This window comes from Hyalangium ruber, from assembly GCF_034259325.1.
In the GTDB taxonomy this organism is placed as follows: domain Bacteria; phylum Myxococcota; class Myxococcia; order Myxococcales; family Myxococcaceae; genus Hyalangium_A; species Hyalangium_A rubrum.
Window position 1 is genome coordinate 297,120 of sequence record NZ_JAXIVS010000002.1, and the last position, 15,830, is coordinate 312,949.

At 70.0% G+C, this 15,830-nt stretch carries 10 protein-coding genes; 3 read left to right on the plus strand and 7 right to left on the minus strand.

The features are described from left to right. Positions 1-208: 208 nt before the first annotated feature. Positions 209-1,018, minus strand: coding sequence for a M57 family metalloprotease (locus SYV04_RS06280; RefSeq protein ID WP_321544702.1), 810 nt, complete (start codon positions 1,016-1,018; stop codon positions 209-211). 349 nt (positions 1,019-1,367) lie between these two features. Here SYV04_RS06280 and cls point away from each other — a divergent pair, with 349 nt between their 5' ends. Then, positions 1,368-2,819, plus strand: a complete 1,452-nt coding sequence (cls, locus tag SYV04_RS06285; RefSeq protein ID WP_321544703.1) for a cardiolipin synthase — start codon at positions 1,368-1,370, stop codon at positions 2,817-2,819. A gap of 8 nt (positions 2,820-2,827) precedes the next feature. Here the strand turns inward: cls and SYV04_RS06290 are convergent, their stop codons facing one another. The 5 genes from SYV04_RS06290 to SYV04_RS06310 all read right to left on the minus strand — a co-directional run bounded on the left by SYV04_RS06290 (position 2,828) and on the right by SYV04_RS06310 (position 12,190). Beyond that, on the minus strand, positions 2,828-7,174 hold the full coding sequence (locus SYV04_RS06290; RefSeq protein WP_321544704.1) for a DNA topoisomerase 3: 4,347 nt from the start codon (positions 7,172-7,174) through the stop codon (positions 2,828-2,830). A 520-nt stretch (positions 7,175-7,694) separates the two neighbouring features. Then, complete coding sequence (locus SYV04_RS06295) at positions 7,695-8,837, minus strand: SDR family oxidoreductase (protein ID WP_321544705.1); 1,143 nt, start codon at positions 8,835-8,837, stop codon at positions 7,695-7,697. A gap of 33 nt (positions 8,838-8,870) precedes the next feature. Beyond that, complete coding sequence (locus SYV04_RS06300; protein WP_321544706.1) at positions 8,871-10,160, minus strand: NTP/NDP exchange transporter; 1,290 nt, start codon at positions 10,158-10,160, stop codon at positions 8,871-8,873. Between the two features lie 72 nt (positions 10,161-10,232). Then, positions 10,233-11,525, minus strand: a complete 1,293-nt coding sequence (locus tag SYV04_RS06305) for a pyridoxal phosphate-dependent aminotransferase (RefSeq protein WP_321544707.1) — start codon at positions 11,523-11,525, stop codon at positions 10,233-10,235. Positions 11,526-11,692: 167 nt separating this feature from the next. Beyond that, complete coding sequence (locus SYV04_RS06310; protein ID WP_321544708.1) at positions 11,693-12,190, minus strand: peptidoglycan-binding domain-containing protein; 498 nt, start codon at positions 12,188-12,190, stop codon at positions 11,693-11,695. A gap of 285 nt (positions 12,191-12,475) precedes the next feature. On the opposite strand from SYV04_RS06310, the gene SYV04_RS06315 reads away from it, so the two are divergent. After that, the gene (locus SYV04_RS06315; protein WP_321544709.1) at positions 12,476-13,201 is read left to right on the plus strand and encodes an AMIN-like domain-containing (lipo)protein; all 726 of its coding nucleotides are present in this window, start codon (positions 12,476-12,478) and stop codon (positions 13,199-13,201) included. A gap of 18 nt (positions 13,202-13,219) precedes the next feature. On the opposite strand, the gene SYV04_RS06320 is transcribed toward SYV04_RS06315, so the two are convergent. Next, positions 13,220-15,181, minus strand: a complete 1,962-nt coding sequence (locus tag SYV04_RS06320; protein WP_422723913.1) for a 4-alpha-glucanotransferase — start codon at positions 15,179-15,181, stop codon at positions 13,220-13,222. Positions 15,182-15,406: 225 nt separating this feature from the next. On the opposite strand from SYV04_RS06320, the gene SYV04_RS06325 reads away from it, so the two are divergent. Then, positions 15,407-15,829, plus strand: coding sequence for a type II secretion system protein GspG (locus SYV04_RS06325; protein ID WP_321544711.1), 423 nt, complete (start codon positions 15,407-15,409; stop codon positions 15,827-15,829). The last annotated feature ends 1 nt before the right edge of the window (position 15,830 follow it).

Here is a 15,830-nt window from a genome sequence, read left to right on the forward strand (position 1 = left end):
CCTTATAAATTGAGAATCGGCTTAATACAAGCTTCCCCTGAGAATTCGTTCAGTGGTTTTTGCTTAGATTCTGTGTCTGGCTTTGATTTCGCCTTATCCGCTGAGAATAAAAAAACCGAGGGCGCTCTCCGCCAAAGTGGGAGAACGCCCTCGGTGTCACTGCCACCCCACCGCGGTTCACGCGGCGGGGCTCAGGCTGTGAAAGGGATTACGGGTACAGCGCGCGAGCGCCGGTCTTGTCGAGGCTGGTGAGCACCAGGTCGCCGGTGTTGGTGCCAGCGCACTGGGGGTAGTGCATGACCGAGGCCTTGTCGTAGCTGGTCAGCGCACGCCAGTTGGCGTCCTCGTAGCAGCCGCTGGCGCTGGTGCGGGTGTGCTCGTGGCGGAAGCCCAGCGCGTGGCCGAGCTCGTGGCGCAGGATGCCCGCCAGCGTGTAGCGGCTGGGGGTGAAGGCGCTGGTGCTGATCAGCACGTTGCGGCCCGAGCGGCTGGTGTTGGGGAAGAACGCGCGCGCCAGGTAGCTCTGGTCGCTGGTCTGGCGCACGTCGAAGAGCACCGCGCTCTGGCTGGCGGTGCAGTTGCTGTCGTAGCTGCTGGAGTGGACGAAGTTGACGTTCGCCGTGGCCTCCCAGGCCGCCGTGGCGGTGTTCATCGCGCTCACCACGGTGCTGTAGCGGCTGCCGAAGCTGCTGCTGCTCACGCAGTAGGTGAGGTTGCGCGCCTGGGTGGCGCTCCACTTGATGTCGCCACCGATGTAGTACACCGCCAGGCCGTCCTGGCTGGCGCCGTGGCCCGCGGAGGCGACGTTCTGCTCGTAGTACTCGCGCAGCGCCTGCTCGTTCTCGAGCGCGATGTCGAAGTCGACGACGAACACGTCACCGTCGCCCTTGATGGCGGAGGCCTTGAACTCCTCCCAGCTCATCGGCTGCTCTTCCTGCGCCATCTCCTGGGAACCGCCGCACGCAGAACCAAAGAGAGCCACACCCGCCAGCATCGCAACAGTACGGAACTTGAGCATTCGTCTTCCTCGGAAAGCACTTCGGGGGATTGGTGCGCCAGCCGCCTGATCGCCATCAGCCGCGTCCAGCGCGCCTGCTCGCTTGAGCAACTCCCGGGCCAGAAGTTGGGATAACGAATAATCAGGGTTTATCTAGCACCCCCCGTGATTCCCGGAGCGTCCAGACTCCAGCAATCCGGACCTGGGGTGTAAAAGAACGTGACGTTTCCGTCACCAAGTGCCTGGGAACATTCAAAAACTCTCACGTTTGCAACACTGACTGAGAAAAGGTCGGTCCTGTCCTGTTATCGGACATGGGGTTTGGGCGCGGCACGTCCAGGGTCACCATACTTCTGAAGTGCATTGGTCCATGGAGCTGCTGGAGCTTCTGAGGGAGGTCGGCCCGCACGTCATGGCGGTGCTCACGGTGCTCGTGAGCGTGCTGGCTTCGGCCCACGTGGTGCTGCGCAAGCGGGACGTGCGCGCGGCGGTGGCGTGGGTGGGGCTGGTGTGGCTGGTGCCGGTAGTGGGGGCGGTGCTGTACCTGCTGCTGGGCATCAACCGCATCCGCCGCCGGGCGCGCTCGCTCACGCTGCGGCAGGAGCATGGGCGCTTCCCGCCCACCCCGAGCGTGGCGCCGCTGCCGGCCGAGGCGCTGAGCCAGGCGCTGCCCACCGGGGCGCACCTCGCCTCGCTGGCGCGGGTGGTGGAGGCGGTGGTGCATCGGCCGCTGCTGCCGGGCAACCGTGTCACCGTGCTCGAGTCGCGCACGGACGCCTATCCCTCCATGTTGGAGGCCATCGCCAGCGCGCGCGTGTCGCTCTCACTGTGCAGCTACATCTTCGACAATGACCGGGCGGGCCGGCGCTTCGTCGAGGCGCTGGCGGAGGCGGCGCGGCGCGGGGTGGAGGTGCGGGTGCTGGTGGACGCGCTGGGCAGCCGCTACACGTGGCCGCCGATTACGGGGCGCTTGCGGCGGGCGGGGGTGCGGGCCGCGCGCTTCCTGCCCACGCTCATGCCCAAGCGGCTGCCCTTCATGAACCTGCGCAACCACCGCAAGGTGATGGTGGTGGACGGCAAGGTGGGCTTCACCGGGGGCATGAACATCCGCGCGCACTTCCTACCGGGCGAGGACGCCGCGCGCGACTTGCACTTCCGGCTGGAGGGCCCGGTGGTGGGTCAGCTCCAGGAGACGTTCGCGGAGGACTGGGCCTTCACCACCAAGGAGCGGCTCTCGGGCGAGGCGTGGTTCCCTCCGCTGGAGCCTGCGGGGCCCGTGGTGGCCCGGGGCATTCCGGACGGGCCGGACGAGGACTTCGAGAACATCCGCATGGTGTTCCTGGGGGCGCTGGCCTCGGCGCGCGAGCGGGTGCGCATCATTACGCCGTACTTCCTGCCGGACACGGCGCTGGTCACCGCGCTCAACGTGGCGGCGATGCGCGGGGTGCAGGTGGACATCCTGCTGCCCGCGCGCGGCAACGTGCCGCTGGTGCAGTGGGCGAGCCGGGCACAGCTGTGGCAGGTGATGCGCCCTGGCTGCCGCATCTTCTTCACCGCGCCGCCGTTCGACCACGCCAAGTTGATGGTGGTGGACGGGATGTGGTCGCTCATCGGCTCGGCCAACTGGGACCCGCGCTCGCTGCGCCTCAACTTCGAGTTCGACGTGGAGTGCTACGACGCGGCGCTGGCCTCGCAACTGGAGGCGGTGGTGGAGGAGCGCTTGGGCCGAGCGCGGCTGCTCACGCGCGAGGAGCTGGACGGGCTGCCGCTGCCCATCCGCCTGCGCGACGGGCTGGCGCGGCTGATGTCACCTTACCTGTAGCCTGGGCCTCAGCCCCTGCCCCGGCCGACCAGGGCGAGCAACTGCGCGCCGTAGCGCTCGACCAGCTTGGGCCCCACGCCCTGGATGGACATGAGGGCCTCGTTGTCCTCGGGCCGCACGGCGGCGATGACGCCCAACACGCGGTCCGTGAGGATGCGGAAGGCGGGCACGCGCCGCTTGCGGGCCTCGGCCAGCCGCCACGCCTTGAGCGCCTCTACCAGGGCGGGCGAGGCCTTGGGCAGGGCCTCGCCACGGCTCGGGCCCCGGCGCACGCCGACGTCCGACTCCTCGTCCCAGCCTCCTGTCTCCGCGTCCTCCTCCCCGTCGCGCACCACTGTCAGCCCGCCGTCGCGTCCTGCTCGCTCCGGGGGGGCCTTCCACGCGCTGGCGCGGCGCGGCTTCTCGGTGCGTCCCCGGGTGGGCTTCGCCAGCCGGGCCCGGGCCTTCTTCTTCCCGGCCTTGGCCTCGAGCGCCAGGGGCAACATCACCAGGTTGGGCTCGATGACCCGCGTGCGCTGGCCGTCCGGCGTGAGCGTCAAGCGCTGGAAGGTGATGCGCTGCCCGTCCTTCTCGAACGCGTCCTCGCCCAGCCGCGCCAGTCCCGCGCGCACCAACCCTCCCACGAGCCGCTCGAACTCGCGGCGCGGCAGCGACTCTCCGAAGAGCTCTCGGTGCAGGCGGCCGGTGGCCTGCCCATCCCGTTCGTGCAGCGCGTCCAGGATGCGCCCCAGCGCGTGCAGCTCTCCCTCGCCCGGCTCGGCGAAGCGCAGGGTGACGCACGTCTCCGGGGCGCATACGTCACACAGGCCGCACGCCTTGCCCGAGTCCTGCACATCGCCGAAGTGCGCCACCAGGTGCCGCATCCGGCACCCCGAGGCCTCCGCGTAGCGCCCCATCTGCTCCAGGTGGTGCTGCTTGCGCTCGCGCTGCGCCGCGTACGGCTTCACCCAGCCCGGCCCGCCGCGGCGCACCTGCTCGTCCGGCGTCACCTCCATGCCCCCGTGGATCCACAACTGCTCCAGGGCCTTGTCGAAGACGTCGGGGTCCATGCGCACGCGCGCCTGGAGCGCCTCCTTGGGCTCCAGCTCGACGCGGGCGGCCCGATAGAGCTGCTCCAGCACACTCGGCTCCGGGTAGTCGCGCTGGTGGAAGAACTCGTGGGTGCGCCGGTCCACATAGGAGTGGAACAACACCGCGCGCGAGGGCTTGCCATCCCGGCCCGCGCGCCCCAGCTCCTGGTAGTAGCCCTCCAGGCTCGCGGGCAGCGCGGCGTGAACCACGGTGCGCACGTCCGCCTTGTCGATGCCCATGCCGAAGGCCGTGGTGGCGACGATGACGTCCACCCGCCCCGAGAGGAAGGCGGCCTGCACGCGGTCGCGCTCCTCGGGCTTCATGCCCGCGTGGTACATGGCGGTGGACAGCTCGCCGTTCAAAAGCTCCGCGAACTGCTCGGTGTGCTTGCGCGTGGCGGCATAGATGATGGCCGGCCGGTGCTCGGGCTCGGACAGCACCTCGCGGATGGCCTCGCCGCGCTGGCCCGGGTTGAGCTCCCGCACCTCGATGGCGATGTTGGTGCGCCGGAAGCCGTGGATGAAGGTGCGAGCCGCCCCGCTCCGGGTGCCCTTCAGCCCGAGCTGCTGGACGATGTCGCGCTGCACATCCGGCGTCGCCGTGGCGGTGAGCGCCACCACTGGCGCGGGGCGCAGCATCGGCAGCCGAGTGCCCAAGAGCCGGTAGTCCGGCCGGAAGTCATGGCCCCACTGGGAGATGCAGTGTGCCTCGTCGATGGCGATGAGCGAGGGCGTGCGCCGGGCCAAGAGCTCCACGAAGCCGGGGACTCCCAGCCGTTCGGGCGCGATGAAGAGGAAGTCCAGCTGCCCCTCCAGGTAGTCCGCGCACACCTGTCGGGAGGTAGCCCGGTCCCGGCCCGAGTGGATGCGCTCCGCCGCGAAGCCGAGGGACTGGAGCCGCGTCACCTGGTCCTCCATCAGCGCGATGAGCGGGCTCACCACCAGCGTGGTCCCTGCCCGCGCCAGCCCTGGGAGCTGGTAGCACAGCGACTTGCCCGCGCCCGTCGGCATGACGAGCAGCAGGTCCTCTCCCGCCGTGGCGGCCCGGCACACCTCCTCCTGGTAGGGCCGGAAGTCCTCGAAGCCGAAGGCCTGCTTCAAGAGCTTGCGCAGCTCACCGGGAGGAGTGGGCGCCCGGGGTATCCGCGCGACCTTCTTGCCCGTGGGAGCGGCAGCGGACACAGGCGCGGGTTTGGGACGAGCCGGTGCAGCCTCGCCCTGCCGCTCCTGCACGGGTGCCGGCGGCGCGCTCCGAGGCGGGGGCGGTGGCCGGGGTGGCACTGGGCTCATGGGCGCCTTGCCCACCACTTCAATGACGTAGGCCTCGATGCTCCTCAGGAAGTCCGACAAATCCCCCCGGCCGCGCTCGATGCGCTGCAGCCACGCCTCCCACTGCCCCGTCATCGCCGGCGTCTTCACATCCGGATGCACCACCTGAATGAGCCGGATGCCCTTCTCCGTCGCCTCCAGCGACTTGCCCCGGCGCACCAGGTACTCGCGCTCCAGCAGCACCTCGATGATGGCGGCGCGCGTGGCCGGTGTCCCCAGCCCCGTCTCCTTCATCGCGTCCGCCAGCTCCTTCTCGTCCAGCGTCCGCCCCGCCGTCTCCATCGCCGTCAGCAGCGACGCGTCCGTGAAGCGCGGCGGCGGCCGCGTGCGCTTCTTCACCGCCTCCACGTCCTCCACCCGCTGCGGCTGCCCGCGCTCCAGGCCCGGAGGCAGCTCCTGCGAGTCCTCCTCCTCCTTCCCCTCGCCCTCTTCCTTCTTCCCCTTGCCCTCGCGCCCCTTCGGCGGCTTCGCGCCCCCGATGTCCAGCACCTTCCACCCCGCGCGCACCACCTGCGTGCCCGAGCTGTGGAAGCGATCCACCTTCGTCGCCCTGCCCGCTACCTGGGAGCTCACCGCCGTAATCACCGTCGTCACCGACCAGACGTGCTCCTCGTGCCACGCCGCCAGGAGCCGCCGACACACCAGCTCGTAGATGCGCTGCTCGTCCGTCGACAACCGCACCCCATCCGGAGACGTGGGCGTGGGCACGATGGCGTGGTGGTCCGTCACCTTCGCGTCATCCACGAAGCGCTTGCCCAGCGGGCGCTCCCCCGTGCCCGGCGCCAGCAGCGGCTCGTAGGGCCTGCGAATCGCGCGAACCACCTCGGGCAGCGTCTCCGCCACCGACGCCGACAGGTGCCGGCTGGAGGTGCGCGGATAGCTCAGCAGCTTGTGCTTCTCATACAGCGCCTGCGCCAGCTCCAGCGTCCGCTGCGCGCTGTAGCCGTAGAGCCGGTTCGCGTGCCGCTGCAGCTCCGTCAAGTCGTACAGAAGCGGAGGCGCCATCCGCTTCGTCTCGGAGGTGAGCGACTCGATGGCCGCCTTCCCCGTCCGCACCCGCGCCATCACCTCGCCGGCCTCCACCCCATCGGCCGGAAGGCGCCGGGCCTCGCGCGTCGCCTCCGCCGTGCGCGGCACCTTCGGGTCCAGCTCCCGGAACCACGTGCCCTGGTAGCGCGTGCCCGCCGCCACGCCGGGCGCCTGGGGCTCGAAGGTGGCCACCACCTCCAGGTAGTCCTCCGGCACGAAGTCGCGGATGACCAGCTCCCGCTCCACCACCATCGCCAGCGTGGGCGTCTGCACCCGCCCCACCGACAGCATCTCCCCGCCCGCCGAGAGCGTGTACAGGCGCGACAGGTTCATCCCCACCAGCCAGTCGGCCCGGCTGCGCCCCTTGGCCGCGTCGGCCAGCGCGTCGTACGCCTGCCCCTCCTTGAGCTGGCGGAAGCCCTCGCGGATGGCGCTCTCCGTCAGAGACGACACCCACAGCCGCTTCACCGGCTTGTGGCACCCGGCCGCCTCGTAGATGTAGCGGAAGATGAGCTCGCCCTCTCGCCCCGCGTCCGTGGCGCACACCACCCCGCTCACCTCGGGCGCGTTGAGCACCTCGCGCACCACCGCGAACTGCGAGCGCGTGCGCTCCGACACCACCAGCGGCCACTGCTGGGGCAGCATGGGCAACTGCTCCCGGCTCCAGCGCTTCCACTCCGGCCGCACCTCGTGCGGCTGCGCCAGCCCCACCAGGTGGCCAATGGCCCACGTCACCACGTAGCCGTTACCTCGGAAGCACCCCTCGCCCTGCTGCGAGGCCCCCAGCGCCCGGGCGATGTCTCGCGCCACCGCCGGCTTCTCCGCCACCACCGCCAGCACGGACGCACGGCTCCCGTGAGCCGCCTCGCGGCCCTCCCAGCGAGTCCTCTGTCCTTCGCGTCCTGCGCCCATCACTTCCCACCTCATACCTTCCCCTCCCACCCCGCCCTGGCCAACCCACTGCGTCCAGGCTCCCGTGGCCAACTCTCTTCCTTATCGTGCCCGGCCGACATCGCACCCCGCCGCCGCACCCTACCTGGCGAGGCTGCCTCCCCTACCGCCAGGGAGCCTACCTCCCACCTTTCACCGGGGCGCCCCACCGCGCGGAGCCCCTCCACCGGGTGCGCTCATACCCGGGGCGCGTGGCGTTTTCACGCAAGCGGTTGGCGCTCGTCCGCAAACCTGCTCGCAGGCGCATGGCCATCATCGACGCAGGCTCGCACGCCGTCGCGACGCGCGGGCAGGGGGATGTCAGGGGGAGTCGCGGTCGGGCTCGTTCCTCCAGGAGCCGAGCAGGGGTCCAGGCATGGAGGAAGGTGCCGCTCATGCCGGGAGGGGCACCGGGGTCGGGAGATTCGAGGCGGGAACGCTCACCGGGAGGGGAGAGCGTCCCATCGCAACGAGTCGGCGCGGGGGATGCCTCGGAAGGGGCATCCCCCATCGCTTTTCAGGGGGCAGCGGCCTTGGAGCCCTGGCGCTGGTGCCACGCGGCGAGCACCTCGCGCTCCCGCTCCGGCGTGAGGCCCGAGCGCATCTTCGCCTGGCGCTCTGCCGGCTGCGTCTTGAACCACGCCAGGGTGTCGCGCGCCGTGTCCTCCACGGGGCGGAGCGTCAGCCCGCGCGCCTCGGCCCGGGCGTTGCTCACCCGGCCCATGCCCTTCATCTCACTGGAGCGGGGAATCCACACGGGCATGTCCGACCAGGGGCGCACCTTCTGCTCCTCCAGGAAGGCGGCGTCCGCCCAGGTGAACGAGGCGTCTCCGCCATTGGCCGTCTTGCACGCCTCGAGCAGCTTCCGCATGGGCATGCCGCTGGCGGGACCGGTGGCGTTGTAGACGCCCATGTCCTTCGTCTCCACCAGGCGGAGGATGAAGGCGGCCAGGTCCTTCACGTCGATGAACTGCACCGGATCCTCTCCATCCCCCGGGGCAAGCACCTCGCCGCCACGGGCCACGCGTACCGGCCAGTAGCTGAAGCGGTCGGTCGGATCTCCAGGCCCGACGATGAGGCCGGGGCGCACGACGGCGGCGCGGCCGGGCATGGCGGCCTGGGCGGCCTTCTCGCTCAGGGCCTTGAGGGCGCCGTAGTGCTGGGAGACGTCCTCCGTCTTCTCGTCCTCCACGGTGGCCACGGGCGAGTCCTCGTCCACGCCGTAGTTCGCCATGTCCTTATAGACGGAGATGGTGGAGACGAAGATGTACTGCTCCACGTTGGGCGCGAGCAGCTCGGCGCTGGCCCGCACCACGCGCGGCACGTAGCCGGAGGTGTCGATGACGGCGTCCCACTTGCGGCCCTCCAGGGCCTTGAGGTTGCCGTCCCGATCGCCCTGCAGCTTCTCCACGTCGGGGAAGAGGTGGGGCTGCGTCTTGCCGCGGTTGAAGAGGGTGAGGGTGTGGCCGCGAGGCTGGGCCAGCTCCACCAGCGCCGGCCCGAGGAAGCCCGTGCCGCCGAGGATGAGGATCTTCTTCTTCGCCGCGGGCGCCGAGCCGCCGCCTCCTCCGCCGCTCTCCTTGGTGGACGCACACCCCATCGCCCAGAGCGAGCCGAGCGCGGCCGCTCCCTTCATCAAACCTCTGCGAGACAACGTCATTGCCGTGTTCCCCTCCTGGAAAGGTTCGCGCCCCTAGCGGGCCGGGGCATCGCCGGTCAGCGGCGCCAGCGAGGCCACCCCGGTGCCGCGCCGGACCCGGGGGTGCCGGGCCAGGTACAGGGAGATGCCCAGCCACAGCCCCGCCACCGGCATGGCCGTCAGCAGCACCCCGCCCGCTCCCAACCCGAGGGCGGTGAGCCCGCCCTCCATCCAGCCCCCCACCACATCACCGCCCCGGTACACCACCGTGTCGATGAAGTTCTTGGCCTTGTACTTCTCCTCGCGGGTCACCGTGGTGAAGAGGACTTCTCGCGAGGGCCGCTCCAGCGCGTAGTGCGAGGCGCCGCGCAGCGAGCGCACGCCGATGAACAGCAGGATGGCGGGCATGATGGCCAGGGCCAGGAAGCCCAGCCCGGTGAGCACCGGCGCCACGGCCATGGCCACCGCCAGTCCCAGCTTGGAGATGACGCGCCCGGTGACGAAGGCCTGCAGCACCAACGTGAGCCCCTGCACCCACAGCTCGATGTTGGCGAAGGCGGTGGTGCGCGCGGCGGCGCCGCTGGCCACGGAGTCCACCAGCTTCACCTGGAGGATGTACAGGAAGGAGGAGGTGACGGTGTAGAAGACCGTCTGCAGGCCCAGCCCCATCAGGAAGGGCGAGGAGACCAGCAGCTTGAGGCCGGCGAGCACCCCGCCGCCCACGGGCTCTCCGGTCGAGGGCGGGAACTGCACCTCGCGGGCCCAGTGCCCGAGCCGGCGCACGCACTGGGCGCTGAGCTCCAGCAGCACCACCGTGACGAGGATGAGGTTGATGGGCCCCAGCGGCACGGCGAACTGCCGCACCAGCAGCAGCCCTATCAGGATGCCCGTGGTGCCGCCTCCGGCGATGAAGCCGAACAGGCGCTTACCCTGCTCGCTGGCGAAGAGGTCCGCCATGAAGCTCCAGAAGATGGAGACGACGAACAGGTTGTAGACGCTGAGCCAGACGTAGAAGGTGCGCGCCACCGTCTCTCGCGCCACGTCCAGCTTCAGCAGCACGAAGAAGACGAGCAGGTTGAGCAGGAAGAAGCGGTAGACCAGGGGGATGACGCGCTTGCGTGGCCAGCGCGACACCAGGGCCGAGAAGAGCGGCACCGCCACCAGCATCACCACGAAGGTGATGGTCCACAGCGCCTTGAGGTCCTTCACCCCGCCGGCCGTGCCCATCGCGTCACGCAGCGGCTTGAGGATGAAGTAGCCGCACATCAGCGTGAAGAAGTAGAGGAAGGACCAGAGGACGGCCCCTACCTCCTCCTCCCGCACGTCCACGAATCGCTTGAGCATGGATGACCGCGCGTCCAACCCGCGCCCGGAGAGGCTATTCCCGGCGCGGGCCCACCGCCAAGGCGCGGGGCGTCAGGCCGCGGAGAGCGTGGCGCGGATGGCGGCCTCCAGCCGAGGCAGCGCGTCCTGGATCTCCGCCATGGAGACGGCGCCCACCGAGAGTCGGAACCAGCCCGTGTCGTCCTTCAGGCCGAACGCCTGGAAGGGCACCACCCCGAAGCTGGCCTTCTCCAGCAGCATCTTCCGGATGGCGTCGTTGCTCTGCAGCCCCGCCTTGCCCACCAGGTCGAACTGCACCGACAGGTAGATGGCGCCCTGGGGAGCAATCGCGCGCACCGGCAGCCCCGCCTCGCGCATCCGGGCGATGCCCTGGTAGAGAGCCTCCAGCCGCTCGTCCACCCGGAGCCGCATCGTCTTCAGGAACTCGTCGGTGCCGGCCACGTCATCCAGCACACGCGCGGTGGCCACCTGCTCGGGCTTGGGTGCCCACGCCCCCACGTGCCCCAGCACATCGCGCATGCGCGAGATGATGGACGGCGGGCCCACGCCCCACCCCACGCGCAGGCCCGTGGAGGCGAACGCCTTGGAGATGCCATCCACGAACACCGTGTACTGCGCCACCTCGGGCACCAGCGTCACCGGGGTGACGTGCTTGGCCTGGCCGAAGCTGAGCGTCCAGTAGATGTGGTCGTACATCAGGATGAGCGGCTTCTGGCCCCGGCTCTGGCGCGCGCGGTTCTCGGCGACGACGCGCTCGCAGATGGCCTGCAGCGCCTCGGCGGAGATCATCGTCCCGGTGGGGTTGAGCGGGCTACAGAGGCATAGCAGCCGCGCCTGGGGCAGGTGCGGGGCAAGTTGCTCCACCGTGGGCATGAAGCCCTGGTCGGGGTGGGTGGCGACGACGATTTCCTTCGCCCCCATCATGTGCGTGTAGTGGTTGTTGTTCCACGAGGGCACCGGGTAGATGACGGTGTCGCCCGCATCCAGCACCGCGCGGTAGGTGCCATAGATGATGGGGCGCGCGCCGCCAGCGATGACGATGCCCTCCAGCGGGTACTTCACGCCCAGGATGCGCTCGTAGAAGCGCTGCACGCTCTGGCGCAGGTCCAACACGCCGTCCGAGGGCGGGTAGTTGGTCTCGCCTGCCTGGAGCGCGTTGGCGATGCCCTGGCCCAGCGAGGCGGGGATGGGGAACTCGCGCGGGCTGAAGTCGCCCACGGTGAGGTTGCACACCTTGCGGCCTTGCGCGGTCAGCTCACGAATCTCCGCCGCGATGCGGAGGATCTCGCTGCCGACGAGGCCGCGCGCCATGGTGCCAACGTTGGCGTCGTCCCGCTTGGGAAGTTGGGTGAGATCAAGGGCCATGAAATTGCTCCGGTTGGCGCCCGGGGACTGGAGCACCACGGGCGCACGGACCATACACGCCGCGCGCCGCGCACGCGTCATCCATCGGCTTCAAGGGAGCATGATTGGCACTGATAGCCACGACGCGGCCCGGCATCGCACACCGGGAGTACAGCCTACCTGGGAGATCAGGCCACCGAGCGCTGTGGCAGGACCATGCCGCTCAGGGCGCTCCACGTCTTGGGGCCCACCACGCCGTCGGCCTCCAGGCCCATGGCCCGCTGGAAGGCGAGCACGGCGCGCTCCGTCTTCGGGCCGAAGATGCCGTCCTTGGTGCCCGGGTCGAACCCGTGCGCGGCCAGCAGCTTCTGAATCACCTCGACCACCGGCTCGCTCAGCCCGCGCTTGAGCACCGGGCGCTGCCCCGAGCCGCGCTGCACATCGAGCGCCGCCCACAGCCGGGGGCCGGCGATGCCGTCCACCTCGAGGCCCCGGGCGCGCTGGAAGGCCATCACCGCGGCTTTTGTCTTCGGGCCGAAGAGGCCATCGACGTGTCCCGGGTTGAAACCCGCTACCTGGAGCTGGCGCTGGAGGTACTCGACCTCCGGACTGCTGGCGCCCTGTTTGAGACAGGAGAAGGCCCCGCAGGGGGTGGACAACCCGAGGACAGGAAGCATGGAGGGCATCGAGGAACTCCAGGCGGTGGGTTTAGCAGGACCGAGGAAGGGCGTTATGGGTGATCCGCGCGTAAGATGCCAGTCCCCCCCGGGCGCACAGTTCACCTTCTACTACCTCGAAGGTTGGCTGCTGTCAGGGAAATTTCACTCCGTTGGGTGGTCGACCCTGCCGCCGAGCCCCGAATTCTCGGCCCTCCACGCGAGCCCTCGCAGGCGATCCGCACTGGAACGTAGGGGCCTCCCATGCGAGAGGAGGCCCCGGCCCGGCGGCCCGGGCTCACAGGAGCATGACGGATGACGCAGGTGAAGGTGTTCTCCCGGTGGATGCAGCCCCTCTGGCTGGCGGGCTGTCTGGTGGTTGCGGGGTGCAGCAAGAAGGAGGAGCCAGCGCCTCCGCCCGTGCAGACCGTGCCGGCCACGCCCGAGGCGCGGGACTCCGCGCCCCCGCTCTCGCCCCCTCCCCCACCGCCCTCGGGTGAGGCGAATCCGCCCGCGCCCTCGGAGCCGGCGCCCACCCCGGCGCCCTCGGACACCGCCCCGCCGACGCCGGCCCCGACGGGCTCGGTGGCGCCCGAGGATGCGAAGAACCGCGAGTGGACGGCGAACGACGTGAAGCTGGAGCGCACGGGCTTTCCGCCGGTGACGCTGCGCTCGGTGCGCGAGGCCCGCAACGAGGGCTTCGATCGGGTGGTGTTCGAGTTCAACGGGACGCAGGTGCCCGGCTACCGCATCGAGTACGTGGACAAGCCGGTCCACCACTGCGCCTCGGGGAACGAGATTCCGGTGGCGGGCCAGGGCGTGCTCCAGGTGAGCCTCACCCCTGCCCAGGCGCACGAAGGCGGCCAGGTGACAGTGGCCGAGCGGGAGCGCAAGTCCTCGCTGCCGGTCATCCAGGAGCTGAAGCTCACCTGCGACTTCGAGGGCGAGGTGACGTGGGTGCTCGGTAACGCGAGCCCGAAGAAGTACCGGGTGATGGAGTTGCGCGAGCCCACCCGCCTCGTGGTGGACGTGCAGCACTGAGGCCCCGCGCCGGGGCCGCTACGGTTCAGCGGCCAGGCGCTCCAGGCCTTCGATGAGCTCGCGGTGTCGCACGCGGGAGTCGGTTCCTCCCGCGCGAAGGGCCAGGGCCAGGGCCTTGGGCAGGTTGAGCGCAGCGTGGCGGGCGCGCTTCTCGCGGTACTCGCGCGGGTAGTCGGAGGGGACGCGCAGGGTCCAGTTCTCTTCGTTGACGGTGCCGGGCGCGTTGTAGACGTCGTGCAGCCCGAGCAGGTCCGAGAAGAAGATCATCACGTTGCGCGCGCGGCTGGCGAAGAGGTCGGCGAACTTCGCCTGCACCAGCAGCCCGGGCTCCTCCACGAGCTGGCGCGCGAAGGCCTCGCGTCCCTCGGGCTCGGGGTGGAGGCGCCACGCCAGGTATTCGGCCTGCGCGCGGTCCGTGCCGGCCTCCCGCCACGCGGCGGCGACGCGCCACAGGGGCGGCGTGTCGTGGGTGCCCACCATGACCCAGTCCTCGGGGGCGGCATTCTCGCTGCGGTAGACGTCGGTCGGGTCCTTCAGGTTGGCCTTCTGGGTGACGCGGAAGCGGCCCAAGCCGTACTGCGCCAGCACCCGTTGGAGCGGATAGGGCTGCGTGCTGAGCACCTCGCCGAGCAGGTCCGTGAGTTGGCGGCCGTGGCGGCGCGCGGAGGTGACGATGGTGTCGAAGAGGACGCTGTACTGGCGCACCTGCTCCGGGGTGAGCGTGCGCACCCAGCCATCGCCGTGGCGCGGCGCCGAGGGGTCGAGCTGCTCGGGCGTGGCGATGGCGTAGCGGGCCAGCTCCGGGTGGTCGATCAGGTCCGGCGAGTCGAAGAGGCGGGCGCCGGTCTGCACCGCGCGCAACCTGTCTGGCAGCTCGACACGGTAGACCCAGGGGCACACCAACCCGTGCGGATGGTCGATGCGGATGCCGTCATACTCGCCGAGCATCTTGTCCATGCGCGCGTCCATGAAGCGCAGCACGGGGCCGGCACGATGCTCCGGCGAGGCACCTTCCCGCGGCTCGAAGAACCGGTTCGGGTCCAGCACCGGGTAGTTCCACGGCTGGCCCTCGGGGTTGGTGCGGCTGGGCGGAGCGCCCATCAGATAGGTGCGCAGGAAGAGGCCCTGCCACGACCAGGCATCCTCCAGCGAGAAGCCGATCTGCAGGTCGCCGTAGAGCTTCAGCCCTGCCTGGGCCGAGCGGGCTCGCAGCTCGTCGTGGGCTGAATGGACGAGGAACTGATGAAAGGCGTAGCGCTCGAGGAGCTCCGCGTACTTCACGCGCAGCGCCTGGCGACGGGCGTCGCTCGCGGCTTCCTCTCCAAGCTCCGGGGCATAGAGCCGCGCATCGAGCGCCGCCTCTCCCTGCCCCGCCCACCGTCTCCAGTCGCGCTGCCCGTGCTCGACACAGAGCGCCTCGAAGAGGGCGTCCCGCCGCAACCAGCCCCGGTGCTCCTTCTCGAAGTCCTCGAAGCGCCGAGCCATCTCCCGAAGGGCGGGGCGTGCATCCGCTCGGGTCCGCTCGCGCTGGAAGGTGCTCCACGCCTCATCGAGCGCGGCGTAGGAGGCTCGGAAGGCGTAGCGGTAGCGCTCACCCGGCCCCGCTGCCGTGGGGCGGGAGGAGATCAGCGCCGCGAGCCGCTCGGGACTCAGCAGCCGGCCGCCCTCTTCCTGCGTGAGATTGGCGAGCGGCACATTGAGCACGTTTCGCGAGAAGAGGGTCGCGTCATACGGCGAAGCATTGGACTCGGAGGTCTGCCCCTGGGGACCGAGCTGGATGCCGTTGAAGCCCAGCTCACGGGCGAAGGCGAGGAAGCGGGCGGCGCCTCGGGTGTACGGCGAGCCACGGCCGGTGTCCTCATCCGGTTCACTGGGGAAGCTCGGATCGTGGATGCTCAGCACCAGGTTGCGCACGTCCAGCGCATCCAGGGCCGCGGCGACCAGCTTCCGGGACTCTTCGCTGCTCAAGCCCACTGCCAACCTCGCACCTCCCACGCATCCCGCAGCGTGCGGGGAGGCACCATATCCGATGCGGCCAGCCCTCATGCGTCCAGAGGACGCCCGCGTTGTCAGAGTGGCACGCGCCTCTGAACGCTCCCGTGACACGACGTCCTGTCCCTCTGCTGACGCGAGGCTCCTCCCCTGGAGAAGCAAGGCGGCACGCGCGTTGAATCGCTCCCGGGCACACGCAAGGAGCCTCGAGCGATGACGCCCTACCCCAGCCTTTCACGCCAGCCTTCCCGGCTCCTGGCGCAGCTCGCCCTCGTGGTGAGCTATGCCGTGGGCTGCCTCACCCTGGTGAGCCTGCTCTCCTTCGGCTTGGCGGTCTTGCACGGCTGCTTCCATCGAAACGGGCGGGTGGATCGCGCCCAGCTCGACATCAAGAACATCCAGCTCGCGCTCAAGCTCTACCGGCAGCACCAGGGACGCTATCCCTCGACCGAGGAGGGCCTGCGGGCGCTCGTCCAAGCCCAAGCGCTCGAATCTCTCCCGAGAGACCCATGGAACTTCGAGTACCACTATGCCCTGCGCGGAGGTGCGCCCCAGATCTGGAGCCTCGGAGCGGACGGAGCCCCCGGGGGAGAAGGGCGCGACGCCGACATCTTCAGCCGGCCCCCTCCTCCCTGAG

Bases quoted from the DNA above. Each gene is read 5' to 3' on its own strand.
- cls (WP_321544703.1), top strand. From the start codon at position 1,368: ATGGAGCTGCTGGAGCTTCTGAGGGAGGTCGGCCCGCACGTCATGGCG.
- SYV04_RS06295 (WP_321544705.1), bottom strand. From the start codon at position 8,837: ATGACGTTGTCTCGCAGAGGTTTGATGAAGGGAGCGGCCGCGCTCGGC.
- SYV04_RS06290 (WP_321544704.1), bottom strand. From the start codon at position 7,174: ATGAGGTGGGAAGTGATGGGCGCAGGACGCGAAGGACAGAGGACTCGC.
- SYV04_RS06315 (WP_321544709.1), top strand. From the start codon at position 12,476: ATGACGCAGGTGAAGGTGTTCTCCCGGTGGATGCAGCCCCTCTGGCTG.
- SYV04_RS06300 (WP_321544706.1), bottom strand. From the start codon at position 10,160: ATGCTCAAGCGATTCGTGGACGTGCGGGAGGAGGAGGTAGGGGCCGTC.
- SYV04_RS06305 (WP_321544707.1), bottom strand. From the start codon at position 11,525: ATGGCCCTTGATCTCACCCAACTTCCCAAGCGGGACGACGCCAACGTT.
- SYV04_RS06325 (WP_321544711.1), top strand. From the start codon at position 15,407: ATGACGCCCTACCCCAGCCTTTCACGCCAGCCTTCCCGGCTCCTGGCG.
- SYV04_RS06280 (WP_321544702.1), bottom strand. From the start codon at position 1,018: ATGCTCAAGTTCCGTACTGTTGCGATGCTGGCGGGTGTGGCTCTCTTT.
- SYV04_RS06310 (WP_321544708.1), bottom strand. From the start codon at position 12,190: ATGCCCTCCATGCTTCCTGTCCTCGGGTTGTCCACCCCCTGCGGGGCC.